This window comes from Neorhizobium huautlense, from assembly GCF_002968575.1.
GTDB classification, from domain to species: Bacteria; Pseudomonadota; Alphaproteobacteria; order Rhizobiales; family Rhizobiaceae; genus Neorhizobium; species Neorhizobium huautlense.
Map to the genome: position 1 here is coordinate 1 of NZ_PVBM01000045.1, position 14,674 is coordinate 14,674.

A 14,674-nucleotide genomic window follows, 5' to 3' on the forward strand; every position below is an offset into this window, starting at 1 on the left:
CCGCAACAATCCGCTCGATAACATCGTCTTTCAAGAGGTCTCGAGTTGCGAGGTATCTGATTTCGCCCACGGAATCTTCCTCCTTCTGTTGGCTTTTACCGAAAATGCCAAATTCCGCTCCGCCATCTTTCGTAAGAGGTGAGACGACATCGCAACTTCTGGATGCTCGACGCCATCAGCGTCAATCTCGCTCGATGGCTAAGGTGCGGCGATACGCTCAATCGTCTGTGTCAGCCAAGCCAGCGCGTCGACTTCGTTGATCTTGGCGATCTGAATGAGTGTGGACAGCGTCGCCAATGTCCTTCCGCCGCCAGCATTTCCGGCGAATAGGCTATTCTTTTGAACGATGGCCTGGGCCGAATACGCTCGACGATGTTGGAGTCTATCTCGATGCGCCCGTCATGGAGGAACTGTTCGAAGGCTTCGCGCCGATTAAGGACATAACGAATTGCGGCGGCGAGCTTTGATTTTCCAGAGATGCGGCGCAGCGTGTCGTGCCAGACTTTGTAGAGATCGGCAACGACTGCAGCGGACGCCTCCTGACGGGCTGCTACGCGAACATCGGGGCTTTGTCCACGCACCTTTTCCCCGATCGACCAAAGTGCGCCCATATTTTCAATTGTCGCCGTTGCCACCTTTGAGCCGTCGTTTGCGTGCAGCTCGTAAAACCGACGTCGACTCTGCGCCCAGCACCCCGCCAAAAGAGCGCCGTCGTTTCCGCGGTCAGGGCGGGCAACACGGTTATAGGCAGTGTATGCATCGATATGCAGAATGCCGCGATAGCCTTCGAGATGGCGAGCAACACAATCACCGGATCGGCTGTCTTCAAAACGATAGGCCACCATCGGCGGACCACCGCCGCCGAACGGTCGGTCGTCCCGCGCGTACGTCCCTAAATTCGCTGTCTTTGCCGAACCCGATCCGGGAACAAGGGTCGGCAATGTCGTCTCTTCGGCGAATATTCGTTCGCCTCTCTTGATCTGGCTGAAGATGTAGTCCGCCAGGATATCGAGTTCGAACCCGAGCTTGCCCATCCACCGTGCCATGATCCCGCGGTCAACTTCGACATGATCGCGCAGGAAGATCACCTCCCGTCGATAGAGCGGCAACCCGTCGCAATATTTGGAGACCGTGATATAGGCGAGCAGCGCTTCCCTCGGAATGCCGCTTTCGACGATATGCGCCGGTGCCGACGCCAGGATGACACCATCTTCGTTCTTGAAGGCATACTTCGGGCGATGGGTGACGATCACCCGAAACTTCGGCGGGATAACATTAAGCCGCTCGGAGGTATCTTCCCCGATCAGGACCTTCTGTTTGCCAGTATGTTCGGGCAGTTCGTCCGGTTCAATGACTACATGCACCCGCTCCAGATTCGGCGGGAAACCCTTACGTGGACACCGCGCACGCTTCGCAGCGGCTGGATTGCGGCCCTTGGAAACCAGTGCATCGATTGCAGCAATGCCAGTGTCGATTTCTACTAAGACAAACGCGATCTGTTCGTCAGCGTCGGCATTGCGGGCCTTCAGATCAGCAACTTCATTCTCCAGAACATCGGCGCATGCAGCCTTTGCTGCCATCGCCAGGACCATGGCTTTCAGCGCATCAACGTCATCAGGAAGATCGAGATTGGCTGGTGTCATGCCTTTGTGTAGAGCACATTTCCGCGAGTTTTTCCCTCAGTTTCAGCCGCCTGAGTCATTCTGCCGCAGGCTTTACCCAACAAATTCCGACCGCTCGACTGCAACGGTGCACACGCTTCCAGTCCATCCCATCGACCGACTACGCATGTTGGTGCCCCTCCTGGTGAGGCTGAACGACTCTCAGATCGAGGTGATTAATGGTGCGGTTACGAAGGTCGCGAACCGGAGCGACCGAGATCATCATCGATTACGCTAACCGATGCGAAGCCGGCCGTTGCTGCAGCTCCGGCCAGATCATACTGCCGGCGCTGACTTTCCAGATTGCGGTGGCCTGATTCATTGTGGACTGACGAACATAGACCACAGCGGCGCGGCAAAGATGGTCAGACGTGATCTTCGTGGTCATCAACGCCTCCCGTCTTCGTCATTCTGTTCGCTTCAAAGCTTCCAGCAGAAGATCCGCCAGCGCTTCCACCAACCCTTTGACGTTTTGACCGCCGGAACCTGAAGATCTTGGCGCTCCAACTGCAGAACGAGTTGGTGCGATTTTGATGTCGCCTGTTTCGCATCATCCTTCTCCTTCTTCCTCGAAGGACGGGATTTTGCGCCTCCTGAGCGAGTCGCTCCTAACGATGCTAGCGTCGCTGCCAACTTGTCGAGACCGGCGATGCTGATCTTGGGTGGCCCAAGCGTCATACCGCTGCAGTAGCTCGAGCACCCAATTCGGCAGTTCATGGGATAGATCAGGTCGCTTGTCCGTATAGATGGACATCAGGCTCTTGCCGCGCTGATCCGGTGAAACCCGTACCTTGCTCTCGAATTAGGGATGCCACGTATATCGACGCCTTCATGTGCTGCTCAGGCGTGAGGGTCACCTTGTGAACCACAAGCGGCTCTTCCGGCTCTATCGGGAAGAGAAGCTGACGGTGCGCAAGCGCGGCGGTCGGAAACGAGCGATAGGCACACGAGCACCGATGCTGATCCCGCTTGCCGCCAATGATCGCTGGTCGCTGGACGTCGTGTCGGATCAACTCACCGATGGTCGCAGGTTCCGGGTGCTGACCGTCGTCGACGATTGCACCAGGGAATGCCTGGGCCTCGTCGCGGATACGTCGCTTTCCGGCCTGCGGGTTGCCCATGAGCTGGACCGGATCATCGAGGGACGAGGCAAGCCGAATATGATCGTCAGCGACAACGTCCTATATTCGGAACGAAGCGCCGTTTTGGCAGCAGGTCGTTATCGCACCGGTCTCCCGATGCGTCTGGATTATGATGCAGGCCCGGCCGATCGTCAACGAACGGTCTCTCCCATAACAAACACAGAGTACGCATGATCGCGGCTCTCACCGTCCTTAAGACGAGATCCTTTGCCGTCGAGCGGAAGGCCTGAACATTATCTACGAGGTCGCTGAACTACTCAGCGCCTCCACGGCCCTGTCAGAGAAGGGTCCTTCCGCTGTGGATCGTCCCTTCAAAGAAGGGGCGATAGGGTTCACTGTTTTTGACAACCGCGTGCACGGTGCGAGCCATCTTTGCGGCGATTGCTGTTGACGCCTTGCGACGCAAATGCGGGTTGTGGCGGTCTTTGGTAATGTATCGCTCGAACTTGTCGCGGAAGCTGTTTGCGCGCTGCCATATCGCGACTTGAGCTGCCATCCATAAGGTCCGCCTCAGGCGAGCATTGCCGTATTTGGACAGCTTCGTCTGGCCTCGAAACATTCCTAATTGGATTGTCGAAAGATCCATGCCGCAGAACTTCAGGAATTGGCGATGGTGTTGAAAGCGGCGCAGGTCTCCGGCCTCTGCCAAAATCGTCAGAGCATTGATCGGACCGATGCCGGGGATTGTGCATAAGAGTTGGTAATCGGGGTTGTCCTTCAGCATGGCGACCGCACGCTCCTCGATCTGATTACGGTGGGCGATCAGGCTTTTGCCCTGGGCCAGGACCATACGGAACATGTAGATTGCGTCGGAGTCAGGCGCGACCGGAAGGCCGATTGAACGGGTGGACGTGGCGTAAATGTCTGCCAGCAAACGCTCTTTACCAACCTTGCGTCCCACGACATCCCAGGCAGCTTCGATGAAAGCCTCCTTGCTCATGGCCGCGATGAAGTGCGGGGACGGGAACAGTTCGAGGAAGGCGAAGAACCAGTCGCTGCGTGAACTGCGATGAAAGCGATCCGCTTCAGGAAAATACAATGGCAGGTAATGTGTCAGGATCCGATGCCACAGTTCTGTCTTCGATCTCGAGACCATATCGTGGGTCTTCGATAGCTCCTGAATGTCATTGGTGCCGCGCATTAACGGGTCATGATAGAATTGCTCGGCACCAATGGTCATCATATGGAGGATAACCTGGGCATCCTTCGGATCGGTTTTATCCCAGGAATTATGCAGTGCCTCCCTGGTTCGAGCCAGCGCGATCGACGAGATCAGTTTGACCTCGAAGCCGGCGGAGCCGAGCTGATATGCCAACGCGCGGTGATAGTTTCTCGTTGCTTCGAAGGCAACACGAACAGGTCGCTGATAACTGCGCAGTAAGGTGATAAGGCGATTGAACTCGTCGAGATTGTTGAGCAGGCTCACCCGGCGGCGGCGGCTTTTATCCGGCGCTTCAATCAGCACTTCATGGCGTTCTTTGGAAACATCGATAGCTGCCAGGACGGGAGTGGATGCGGTAATGTCATAAACGGTCATAGCCGGTCTCCTTTACAGTGTGGCTTCGCAAAACCACTGTGAGACCTGAGGCCTGGCTATGACCACCTGCTTCGCCTGATAAGGGCTACGCAACTGGTCAAAGCCTCATTCAGCGCAAACTTCCGAAGGTGTTATGGCAGCGAATTCATCTCCCGAGACCTTGATCTATGGGCCTATCATAAGGGCGTCGTGCTCGACTTCTCGCGACCAGGCAGGCCGACCGACAACAGCTACATCGAAAGTTTCAACGGCAAGTTCCGCGCCGAGTGCCTGAATGCGCACTGGTTCATGAGCCTTGACGATGCACGGGCAAAGATGGAGGATTGGCGTAGAGACTTGTATGAAGCGGCGTTTGTCAATCCATCGTCATCCCTCTCAAGATTGCCTTCGATCGGTTGTTCGCAGTCGTCTGGCAATCCGGCACCCGTTGGTGCCTCCACTTGTATCCGGCTGAGGCCGCTGCCTCCGACCATAATCCCGATTCATGGTGGCCAAACGCCTGCTTCGAAACGCGGTACCAAACTACAACTCGGCGTGTGATTTCCATCTCTACGCACGGTAGCCACGCTTCCTCTCAACTGCCCGTCGGCGGTTGAACCCTTATTTGGCGGCGATAGATAGAGTGGCCCCTTCGGGCACCACACCGTCTTCGATGAACCGCCAGAATGCTATTGCAAGTTTGCGGGCCAAAGCGACTATTCCGACCTTTCCAGAACGACCTCCATGCCCCGAGAAGCGGGAGCGATACCATTGCGTGAGCTGGCTTTGTGGTTGGTACTTGAGCCAACACCAAGCCAGTTCGATCAGCATCACGCGTGCTTGTTTGTTGCCCGCTTTGCTGATGCCCTGATCTCGATGCACCTCTCCACTGGAATACGGGCTGGGAGACAGTCCGAGGTAAGAGGCCAGATGCTTTCGGTTCTTAAATGTTCGATGGAACACTTCGGCGACCAAGTGTGCAGCGCCGGTTTCGCCGATGCCATCGAGCTGCTTCAGAACTCTGATCTTGGCGCCGTTATCGATCTCTCCTTCGGATGCGCAAGCCTGAACGCGTTCTTTCTCCAGAGCCTTGAGTTGCGAATGCACGAGGTCTAGGCGTTCGAACTGGCGGCACAGCTCACGGAAGATGAAAGGGCCCAGTTCCCTGCCGTCGCCAGTTCGGATATTCGAAAGCACTTCCTTCCAGCGCCCTCCCCAAAGACCGGGAACCGAGCGAATACCGTGGAGTACCAACAAGGCGCGAATGCGATTGACGTGGCGCGTGCGCTCCTTCTTCAATTGGGTACGTTCTCGGGAGAGGCGTTTGGCGTCCTCTTCATCGATGCTGGGTAGCCGCACCGGGCGGCAAACCGACCTATCTCCGAGCAGATAGGCCTTTAGGGTAAACACCATCGCTTCAACATCGATGCGATCTGTCTTCACACGTCGGCCTCGACGGGAAACCAAAAAACTGGACGGGTCCAAAACGGTGGTATCGATACCGCTGTTGAGGAGAAAGCGGGCAAGCCAAAAGCCATCATAGCCCGCTTCGAAACATACTCGCAGCGGCCCTGCCGCAAATCCTGACAAGGTCAAGACGGATGATGTCCGTGTCGAGAAGGATCCGGATAGGCGCGTTCAGGAGAGCATTCTGCTCGTCTTCCGCAAATTCGCCGAACTTCAGACTGTCCGCCAAGATTTGCTTTGGTTAAGGCAGAAGAATGTCTTGGTCCCGTTCGTCACGCAAGGGCGTGGCAAACGGCCAATCAAGTGTAAAGCCCCCGTTTTACCAAACACATGATCACATACTGGCGAACCCGGTATACGCCGGCTCCTACGCCTACGGTCCGCGTGCGACACGTGTGATGATCAAGGATGGGCGGAAGCGAGTCACGCGTGATAGGCTGCGTCGTAGTTCGAGAGACTGGGACGTGAATTGGCCCGGGAGATCACGCGGGAGTTGCTCCAATGGGTAGGAGCAAGCCCGTTGGCACCGTGTCGCCGATGAATAAGAGAGAATAACCTACTTTGGCCAGCCCCGGCAAAACCTTACACGAACTCGGTGTGATCAACTCGGCAATGTCGGAATTTCGACGGTGTCATACATGCGACACCTCTGTGTTTGGATGGGGCGTTGTTTTCGAATGGTTTTTCCGTTGGCACGCCAAGTGCACCGCTTTTCGCAAGCTCAATTCGAAACCCAGGGTAGACGGTTCATGATAACGCTTACCGATAGTGCCATTTCCGCAGTAAAACTTGCGCTTTCAAAGGCTCCCGAGCCGGCGGCTGGATTACGCATCAAAGTGCAAGCGGGCGGCTGCTCTGGTTTCAAATACCACCTCGGTTTGGAAAGCGAGTCACGCAACGGCGATGCTGTCATCGAGGCGGGAGGGGTAAAAGTATTCGTAGACTCAGACTCTCAACCTCACGTCGGCGGCATGACAGTCGATTTCACAACGGATGTGAATTCACCCGGCTTCATCCTCGACAATCCCAACGCGAGCGACAATTGCGCCTGCGGGAAGTCTTTTGGCTGACCGGACAGAACGAGAAGACGAGATCATCATGAAAAGGATCAAGAATGCTGCATTAGTGCTGGTGTCTCAGCGTGCTCCTGGCGTCGTTTCAGTAGACGGAGGGTCATCTTAGATGTTGATATATCTCGATAACAACGCGACAATATGCGTCGATTCTGAAGTCCTCCAGGCAATGCTGCCGTGGCGCATGGTCGAAGGATTCACATGGGTGAAATCGCTTTGCGATCGTTTGGAGAAAGGACTTCACGAACGCATTCCCAAGACCTTCGTCACCGGCGACCCGCTGGCGCGGTTATCTAACACGGTAAATGTGGTCTTTGAGGGCATCAGCAGTGAAGCCGTTCAGTTTCTGCTAATTCTCCACAGCATCGCCTGCGCGTTTGGCTCCTCCTGCAACTCTGGCTCCTCACGGCAGAGCCATGTTCTCGGGGCGATGAACCTTCCCCACGCTGCGGCACTCGGCGCAGTCCGCTTCTCCTTTTCACACTTCAACCGTGAGGAGGATGTCGATCAGGTGCTCGAGGTGATACCTGGGATGGTGAAGAAACTTCGCGGTTCGTTGCCATTCTCTGCCGTAGGTGAAAGGCGGAGGATACACAACTCCGCAGCCGCAGCAGGCTGATCATTTACGGACAAGGCGTGAGAGGTCCGGGCGGGTCGGCTTCAACGTCTAGCAGCAACTGGGACCAGCGAACTAATCCCACTTATAGGATAATGCAATGACTTGTGATGGCGAGGCCGTTTTGAGCGACGCAATTTTCGCGCGGCTAAAGAGCTTGTCAACTGCCGAGGAATTCTTCGAGGCCCTTGACGTTTCGTATGAGCCGACGGTGCTCGATGTCTCACGGCTCCACATCATGAAACGCATGGGACAGTACCTGGCTGAGGAGAACTTTTCCGATTATCGCACCCGTGGGCGCGACGCGCTGAAACGCGCTTACGCGGATTTTGCGACGGCTTCGCCCCTTTCACATCGGGTGTTCACGGTACTTAAGCAACGCGACCCGACAAAAACGGTCGCGCCAGGCCAGACGTTTGTACCGTTGGAAACGGTGCTGAAGTCTTCGGAAGCGACAGGTGAGGTTGGTTTGCGACATACGACGTCCCCAATCCGACAAGACTGTCAGATTTCCGATCGTACAAAAACGGACAAAGCTTAGATTGCAGTCGGTTACTTAAAGCCATGTTATTGGCACGATTGGTGCTTTGAAGAGAGGCGAAACCGCCAGGCCCAAATGCAATCGGAGCTAAAGAGACCTCATGCACATTGTAGTCTGTATCAAGCAGGTCCCGGACTCAGCGCAGATACGCGTCCATCCGGTGACGAACACGATTATGCGCCAAGGTGTGCCGACCATCATCAACCCTTACGACTTGTTTGCTCTTGAAGAGGCGCTCAAAGTGCGCGACCTCCATGGCGGCGAAGTCACGGTGCTCGCCATGGGTCCGCCCATGGCAGAGGAAGCACTGCGCAAGGCACTCACTTATGGCGCAAACCGCGCAGTACTCCTGACCGACCGTCACTTTGCCGGCTCTGACACGTTGGCGACTTCATTCGCCCTTTCTCAAGCAATAGCGCAGATTGGCAACAGCTTTGGCGTGCCCGATATCGTCTTCACAGGCAAGCAGACAATCGATGGTGACACCGCCCAGGTCGGTCCCGGAATAGCAAAGCGCCTGAACCTCGTGCAGTTGACCTATGTTGCGAAGATTACCTCCATAGATCTAAGCGCGCGCTCGATCACGGTCGAGCGCCTCTCGGAAGGCGGCACGCAAGTTCTGAAAAGTCAACTGCCTTGCCTCATAACCATGCTAGAGGGCAAGACTGTCATTCGCCGCGGCTCACTTGATGACGCTTTGCGCGCAGCGCGCAGCGCGATCGTCAAGTGGAGCGCGGCAGAAGCCGGCATCGGCGACATCACCAAATGCGGGCTACGCGGTTCGCCGACAGTCGTCAAGCGTGTCTTCGCTCCTACCCCGCGAGAAAAAAAGGCGGTGCAGATCGACACCACCGAAAAGAGAGTACACGACATAGCTGAGGAGGTGGTTGCGTGCATCTTCACCCATCAGCCGACACTGCAACATGAGCTCACCTCTGCTGGTAGCGTGTAGAGATAGGAACAGATAAATGGGAACTCGGAAGAGGCAAGCACCACCGCCCGCTGCGCTCGGTCGAGCTGGCACCAAGAAGGACCTGCCCGACCACTTCAAGAGCTACCGGCACGTCTGGGTCTTCATCGAGTTGGAGCGCGGTCAGGTCCACCCGGTCTCGTTCGAGCTCCTCGGCGAAGGCCGCAGACTCGCTGACCAACTGGGCGTGCAGCTCGCGGGTGTTGTTCTCGGGCCGCCGGCAGATTCTACTCGGCATGCTGTCGCTGAGGCCTTCGCCTATGATGCCGACCTGGTCTACCTCGTCGAGAAGCCGCTTCTCACTGATTACAGAAACGAGGCTTTCACCAAAGCACTAACAGATCTAGTCAATGCCTATAAACCCGAGATCCTGCTTCTCGGCGCGACGACGCTCGGTCGGGACCTCGCCGGTTCCGTAGCGACTACACTGTTAACGGGGCTCACAGCCGACTGCACTGGACTTGATGTGGATGCCGACGGTTCCCTCGCAGCCACGCGGCCCACATTCGGTGGCTCCTTGCTTTGCACGATCTATACGCTCAATTGCCGTCCCCAAATGGCAACTGTGCGACCAAGGGTCATGTGCATGCCACAGCGGTCAAACAAGCCGACCGGGCGAGTAATCCGGCATGACTTGGGGATGCTCGAGGAGGAGATCGTCACGAAGGTGGTCGGTTTCCTTTCCGATGGCCAATCGGAGAACGCTAACCTCGCCTATGCGGATGTAGTGGTTGCCGGCGGGCTTGGACTCGGCGCTGCTGACAACCTGCAGCTCCTGAAGAATCTCGCGCAAACAATCGGCGGCGATTATGGCTGTTCTCGGCCGTTGGTGCAAAAGGGTTGGATGGCGGCTGATCGGCAGATCGGCCAAACTGGCAAAACGATCCGGCCGAAGCTCTATATAGCAGCCGGGATATCAGGCGCAGTCCAGCATCGCGTTGGCGTCGAGGGAGCTGATCTCATTGTCGCTATCAACACCGATCCGAACGCACCAATCTTCGATTTCGCCAATATCGGCATTGTCGCCGACGCGGTCAGCTTTTTGCCGGCTCTGACGGAAGTTTTCATCAGACGGTTGGCGCCGGGCAACTCCAGTGAACTGAGGTAAGACACTATGACCAAGCAGAAATTCGACGCTGTCGTCGTCGGCGCCGGTATGTCTGGAAACGCGGCTGCATACACGATGGCAAGTCGCGGCCTAAAGGTGCTGCAGTTGGAACGCGGAGAGTACCCCGGCTCCAAGAACGTCCAAGGCGCCATACTGTACGCCAACATGCTGGAGACTATCATTCCGGATTTTCGGGATGACGCACCTCTTGAGCGGCATCTAATCGAGCAGCGTTTCTGGCTGATGGACGACACTTCGCACACCGGAGTGCATTACCGGTCGGACGACTTTAATGAGCCAACGCCGAACCGCTACACGATCATTCGCGCCCAGTTTGACAGGTGGTTTTCGCGCAGAGTTCGCGAGGCTGGTGCGACAGTTCTGTGCGAGACGACAGCGACGGAGCTGGTTCTCGATGGCCGGGGTAAGGTGATAGGCGTGCGTACTGATCGTTCTGGCGACATCATACACGCGGAAGTAGTCGTCCTCGCAGAAGGTGTTAACGGCCTCCTTGGCACGAGAGCAGGATTTCGCAAGGTGCCGAAGCCCGAGGCCGTGGCACTCGCTGTTAAGGAAATGCATTTCCTGCCGGAAGAGATCATCGCTGAGCGCTTCGGCCTTACCGGCGATCAGGGCTGTGTTATTGAGGCAGCTGGGACAATCTCGCGCGGAATGGTCGGATTGGGATTTCTTTACACCAACAAGGAATCGGTGTCCCTCGGTATCGGCTGCCTTGTCTCCGATTTCGCTGCAACCATGGAACGCCCATACACCCTTCTTGACTCTTTCAAGGACCATCCATCAATCCGCCCGCTACTTGCGGGCTCGGAGATTAAGGAATATGCCGCGCACCTCATTCCTGAGGGCGGGTACAGGGCAATTCCGCAGCTCTTTGGAAACGGCTGGGTTGTGGTTGGTGACGCGGGACAACTTAACAATGCTGTTCACCGCGAGGGGTCCAATCTCGCCATGACCTCGGGTCGCATCGCCGGCGAGGCGATCTCCATAATCAAGAGCCAAGGGCGCTCGATGGCCCCGGAGAACCTCTCCCTTTACAAGGCCATGCTGGACAAATCTTTCGTTGTGAAAGATCTAAAAAAATACAAAGATATGCCCGCCCTACTCCACATGAATTCACGCAACTATTTTATGACGTACCCCCAGCTGCTGTCCAAGGCGGCGCAAAATTTCGTGCGCGTCGACGGCACACCCAAAACCGAGAAAGAAAAAGCGACCACGGCCGCTTTTGTCAAGGCACGTTCGCGATGGGGACTGTTCAGCGATGCAGTCCGCTTTGCACTTGCTTGGCGCTAAGGGGAGAAGCGAGATGAGAGCTCCATTCGCCCGCATCGAGGATAGGCTTTACCAGAACCGCTATCTTGTGGACGCGGGGCGGCCACATATTAGAGTGCGACCGCATCAGTCTCCGAGTGCAAACTTGCTCGCACTGACGCGGATCTGTCCAGCCAAATGCTATCAGGTGAATGAAAACGGACAAGTGGAAATTACTGTTGACGGGTGCATGGAGTGCGGTACATGTAGAATATTGTGCGAAGCTAACGGTGATATCGATTGGAGCTACCCACGTGGTGGATTCGGTGTTCTCTTCAAATTCGGTTAATAGCAGCTAGCTCCAGTCCGTATGAAATCAACCAGTTAAGCCAAAAGTACCTCGCTTTTATCGAGCAAGGCGCCTATATTCGCGTTCTGTTAATGCCGATGTAAGCACCTGATAATATTAGTCTCGCGGTATGTTCTCATTGGGAGCATGAGCGGTCGGGACGGTGGTTCCGGGCTGAAATGTTGCACAATGGGCTTAATAAGGGTATGACTGAACGATCCGCTCAAACCATGCACAAACCGGAGTTCTGGGGCAGCGGTATCTATCGGATATCGAAGGTCTTGATTGGTCCAGCTAGTCTTGAAGCCAAGCTCGCCCATGTCATGAAGGCGCTCTCAGAAGTTATGCCAATGCGACGCGGCGCAATCGTCGTTCTAAATGCAGGAGGGGAGCCTGAGATGATTGCAACGCTCGGCATAGAGCAATCATCTCAAGGCGCGCGCTGTATTCCGGCGAAGCCTGCAATAGACAGAATCGTCGCAAAAGGTGCACCGCTCGTAGTACCGGACACTTGCAAGTCAGATCTGTTCCAAGCAGAGCTCCAAGCGAGCTGCCCGACCACCTTCGTTGGCGTCCCGATGAAGGCGGATCGAGAAACGCTTGGAACACTATGGCTCGACCGCGCCAAGGATGGCGGCACAAGAATACAATTTGAGGAAGAGGTGCGTTTCCTATCCATGATTGCCAACCTCGCGGCCCGGGCCGTTCGGTTGCATCGCCACCAGAGCCGCGACGGTCAGCCAATCGTGGGCGGGGAAGGAGCCTGCAAGACTAGTTCAGGCGAGAGGGAACTCCCCGAGCCTGCCCCACAACGCCCCACGAAAATCGAATGGATCGTTGGGGGAAGCCCTGCGCTCAAAAAGGTGGTCGAAAGCGTCAAAGTCGTTGCAACAACCAATTCTTCAGTACTTCTCAGGGGTGAAAGCGGCACGGGCAAGGAGTTTTTTGCAAAGGCCATTCACGAGCTTTCACCTCGAAGAAAAAAGCCCTTCGTGAAGTTGAACTGCGCCGCACTGTCTGCAGGCGTCCTGGAATCGGAACTGTTTGGACATGAAAAGGGTGCCTTTACTGGGGCCATTTCTCAACGCGCAGGTCGTTTTGAATTGGCGCACGGTGGAACCTTGCTGCTCGATGAGATCGGCGAAATCTCGCCGGCCTTTCAAGCGAAGCTTTTGCGCGTCCTGCAGGAGGGTGAGCTTGAGCGAGTCGGCGGCACAAAAACACTCAAGGTGGACGTTCGACTCATATGCGCAACCAACAGGGATCTAGAGATGGCGGTCGCGGATGGCGAGTTCAGGGCCGACCTCTACTACCGAATCAATGTAGTGCCCCTATTTTTGCCCCCTCTCAGGGAGCGAAGTGGAGATATTCCACGCCTTGCGAATGTTTTCCTCGAGCGCTTCAATAGGGAAAATAATCGCGATCTCGCTTTCGCGCCGGCTGCACTCGAGGTATTGTCAGAATGCAGCTTTCCCGGCAACGTCCGAGAGCTTGAAAATTGTGTCCGCAGGACCGCCACTCTTGCGCGTTCGGGGACGATCGTTCCATCAGATTTCTCCTGTCTGAAAGACCAGTGCCGTTCTTCAATGCTCTGGAAAATCGCTGACCGCCCCCTTGCGGCCAATACACTCAATGGGTCGATCGAATCACCGGTCAGCCTAGGTTACTCCAACGGACCAGCCGGCCTAACGATGGCACCACATTTAACGGACCGCGAGTTGCTAATCAATGCCATGGATAAGGCCGGCTGGGTTCAGGCGAAGGCAGCTCGGATCCTGGGTCTCACCCCGCGGCAAGTCGGCTATGCTTTACGTCGACATCGTATACAGCTGAAGAAGATCTAAAGCATGTCGCGTTTAACCGGATTCGGGATTTCCGATTGGTTTGACTTGTGATTCACTTTGCCAATGAAGGAGAACCGCTATGGGCAAACCGCATCCGATAGAGTTGCGTGCGCGTGTCGTTGCGTTTGTCGGAGAAGGCAACAGTAACTGTGAAGCTGCCCGGCATTTCCAGGTGTCGCCGCGTTTCGTCAATAGCATGATGATCCTGCATCGGTCGTCAGGTTCGCTTGCCGCGGCCAGGCAGGGACATCCGCTTGGCAGCAAACTCTCGCGCTATAGCCAGTGGATTACCGACCGTGTGTCGGCCCATGGCGAGGTCCCGCTGGACGAGCGCGGTATCGAGGTGCATCGAGCCACAGTCGGCCGCTTTCTGCACTGGCTTGGCCTGAGCAATAAAAAAAGCCTCAGGGCAAGCGAACAGCGAAGGCCGGAGATCGCGAAGGCGCGTGACCTGTGGATCAGGGTAAGCGATTAGCTGATGGCGTCAGGCCTGAAGTTCCAAGGCATAAGCGCCTCGATCTCTGACACCGGCCAGCCTTGAGCGATGCGGGTCAAGGTCTGGGAAAGCCAGTCGAGCGGATCGACGTTGTTCATTTTGGCCGTCTGGAGAAGCGTGGCCAGCGTCGCCCAAGTCCGTCCACCGCCCTCGCTGCCGGCGAATAGACTGTTCTTTCTCGTAATTGTCATTCCCCGTTCATTCTGCCCATGTCGGCGATGAAGTCGAGGTTCATTATCGCTGGCATCCGTATTTCGGCCAGAAGGTAGTCGTTCGCCGTGTCGAAGAACGCGCGATAGGCCAGTTTCTACATGTTCTGGGGCCACCGGGCGTCGTGGTTTCGATTGCCGGGTGGATGATTGATCCTGTGGTGTGCAGCGGCATGACCATGGGGACGCCAGGCGTCGCTCTTGCGGCGCTTATCGAATTGAACAGGCTGGTCACCAGCGCCGACAAGCCTGCAGTCTTCCGAAGTGGACTTAGAATCACTCAGAGGACCATCATGAGAACCCGCAATACGCTGATACCGGCGTCGGGCCGGCAGCTCGACCTGGTATTCCAAAGCCGGACGCTGGACGGACTGAGCGACAAGGATCGCAAGAAGGCGATATTAACGCTG

Annotated in this window: 11 protein-coding genes and 6 pseudogenes; 12 read left to right on the forward strand and 5 right to left on the reverse strand. The window is 56.1% G+C overall.

From position 1 onward, the window contains the following. Window positions 1-198: 198 nt before the first annotated feature. A pseudogene (gene tnpC / locus C5L12_RS26220) lies at window positions 199-1,643 on the reverse strand (IS66 family transposase). Between the two features lie 218 nt (window positions 1,644-1,861). Further along, window positions 1,862-2,049 (reverse strand): annotated as a pseudogene (locus C5L12_RS26225) (hypothetical protein); the annotation flags it as partial. A 430-nt stretch (window positions 2,050-2,479) separates the two neighbouring features. Between C5L12_RS26225 and C5L12_RS26240 the strand changes: the two are divergent. Then, window positions 2,480-2,869 (forward strand): annotated as a pseudogene (locus C5L12_RS26240) (DDE-type integrase/transposase/recombinase); the annotation flags it as partial. A 211-nt stretch (window positions 2,870-3,080) separates the two neighbouring features. Here the strand turns inward: C5L12_RS26240 and C5L12_RS26245 are convergent. After that, window positions 3,081-4,340, reverse strand: a complete 1,260-nt coding sequence (locus tag C5L12_RS26245; protein ID WP_105374977.1) for an IS110 family RNA-guided transposase — start codon at window positions 4,338-4,340, stop codon at window positions 3,081-3,083. A gap of 135 nt (window positions 4,341-4,475) precedes the next feature. Between C5L12_RS26245 and C5L12_RS26250 the strand changes: the two are divergent. After that, window positions 4,476-4,685 (forward strand): annotated as a pseudogene (locus C5L12_RS26250) (integrase core domain-containing protein); the annotation flags it as partial. Window positions 4,686-4,940: 255 nt separating this feature from the next. On the opposite strand, the gene C5L12_RS26255 reads toward C5L12_RS26250, so the two are convergent. Beyond that, complete coding sequence (locus C5L12_RS26255) at window positions 4,941-5,915, reverse strand: IS110 family RNA-guided transposase (protein ID WP_245423039.1); 975 nt, start codon at window positions 5,913-5,915, stop codon at window positions 4,941-4,943. 620 nt (window positions 5,916-6,535) lie between these two features. On the opposite strand from C5L12_RS26255, the gene C5L12_RS26265 reads away from it, so the two are divergent. The 9 genes and pseudogenes from C5L12_RS26265 (at window position 6,536) to C5L12_RS26305 (ending at window position 14,034) form a co-directional block, all read left to right on the forward strand. Further along, window positions 6,536-6,856: an iron-sulfur cluster assembly accessory protein gene (locus C5L12_RS26265; protein WP_105374985.1), complete on the forward strand. Its 321-nt coding sequence runs from the start codon at window positions 6,536-6,538 to the stop codon at window positions 6,854-6,856. 112 nt (window positions 6,857-6,968) lie between these two features. Next, window positions 6,969-7,478, forward strand: coding sequence for an aminotransferase class V-fold PLP-dependent enzyme (locus C5L12_RS26270; protein ID WP_105374978.1), 510 nt, complete (start codon window positions 6,969-6,971; stop codon window positions 7,476-7,478). Window positions 7,479-7,575: 97 nt separating this feature from the next. Further along, window positions 7,576-7,932 (forward strand): annotated as a pseudogene (nifW, locus tag C5L12_RS26275) (nitrogenase stabilizing/protective protein NifW); the annotation flags it as partial. 184 nt (window positions 7,933-8,116) lie between these two features. Further along, on the forward strand, window positions 8,117-8,968 hold the full coding sequence (locus tag C5L12_RS26280; RefSeq protein ID WP_105374980.1) for an electron transfer flavoprotein subunit beta/FixA family protein: 852 nt from the start codon (window positions 8,117-8,119) through the stop codon (window positions 8,966-8,968). A 16-nt stretch (window positions 8,969-8,984) separates the two neighbouring features. Continuing rightward, window positions 8,985-10,094, forward strand: a complete 1,110-nt coding sequence (locus C5L12_RS26285) for an electron transfer flavoprotein subunit alpha/FixB family protein (RefSeq protein WP_105374981.1) — start codon at window positions 8,985-8,987, stop codon at window positions 10,092-10,094. 6 nt (window positions 10,095-10,100) lie between these two features. After that, the gene (locus tag C5L12_RS26290) at window positions 10,101-11,408 is read left to right on the forward strand and encodes an FAD-dependent oxidoreductase (RefSeq protein WP_105374982.1); all 1,308 of its coding nucleotides are present in this window, start codon (window positions 10,101-10,103) and stop codon (window positions 11,406-11,408) included. 13 nt (window positions 11,409-11,421) lie between these two features. After that, a complete protein-coding gene (locus tag C5L12_RS26295) occupies window positions 11,422-11,715 on the forward strand; it encodes a ferredoxin family protein (RefSeq protein WP_105374983.1) in 294 nt (97 codons plus the stop codon). 206 nt (window positions 11,716-11,921) lie between these two features. Beyond that, the gene (gene nifA, locus C5L12_RS26300; protein ID WP_105374986.1) at window positions 11,922-13,559 is read left to right on the forward strand and encodes a nif-specific transcriptional activator NifA; all 1,638 of its coding nucleotides are present in this window, start codon (window positions 11,922-11,924) and stop codon (window positions 13,557-13,559) included. A gap of 79 nt (window positions 13,560-13,638) precedes the next feature. Further along, the gene (locus C5L12_RS26305; RefSeq protein WP_245423040.1) at window positions 13,639-14,034 is read left to right on the forward strand and encodes a transposase; all 396 of its coding nucleotides are present in this window, start codon (window positions 13,639-13,641) and stop codon (window positions 14,032-14,034) included. Here the strand turns inward: C5L12_RS26305 and C5L12_RS26310 are convergent. After that, window positions 14,031-14,252: pseudogene (locus C5L12_RS26310) on the reverse strand (transposase domain-containing protein); the annotation flags it as partial. The gene C5L12_RS26305 and the pseudogene C5L12_RS26310 overlap by 4 nt on opposite strands. Here C5L12_RS26310 and C5L12_RS28265 point away from each other — a divergent pair. After that, window positions 14,240-14,674, forward strand: a 435-nt coding sequence (locus C5L12_RS28265) for a hypothetical protein (protein WP_157949123.1), incomplete at its 3' end; no start/stop codon positions are given. The pseudogene C5L12_RS26310 and the gene C5L12_RS28265 sit on opposite strands and share 13 nt — an antisense overlap.

Excerpts from the sequence above, each read along its gene's own strand:
- nifA (WP_105374986.1), top strand. The coding sequence starts at position 11,922 with ATGACTGAACGATCCGCTCAAACCATGCACAAACCGGAGTTCTGGGGC.
- C5L12_RS26290 (WP_105374982.1), top strand. The coding sequence starts at position 10,101 with ATGACCAAGCAGAAATTCGACGCTGTCGTCGTCGGCGCCGGTATGTCT.
- C5L12_RS26280 (WP_105374980.1), top strand. The coding sequence starts at position 8,117 with ATGCACATTGTAGTCTGTATCAAGCAGGTCCCGGACTCAGCGCAGATA.
- C5L12_RS26265 (WP_105374985.1), top strand. The coding sequence starts at position 6,536 with ATGATAACGCTTACCGATAGTGCCATTTCCGCAGTAAAACTTGCGCTT.
- C5L12_RS26270 (WP_105374978.1), top strand. The coding sequence starts at position 6,969 with ATGTTGATATATCTCGATAACAACGCGACAATATGCGTCGATTCTGAA.
- C5L12_RS26295 (WP_105374983.1), top strand. The coding sequence starts at position 11,422 with ATGAGAGCTCCATTCGCCCGCATCGAGGATAGGCTTTACCAGAACCGC.
- C5L12_RS26285 (WP_105374981.1), top strand. The coding sequence starts at position 8,985 with ATGGGAACTCGGAAGAGGCAAGCACCACCGCCCGCTGCGCTCGGTCGA.
- C5L12_RS26305 (WP_245423040.1), top strand. The coding sequence starts at position 13,639 with ATGGGCAAACCGCATCCGATAGAGTTGCGTGCGCGTGTCGTTGCGTTT.
- C5L12_RS26245 (WP_105374977.1), bottom strand. The coding sequence starts at position 4,340 with ATGACCGTTTATGACATTACCGCATCCACTCCCGTCCTGGCAGCTATC.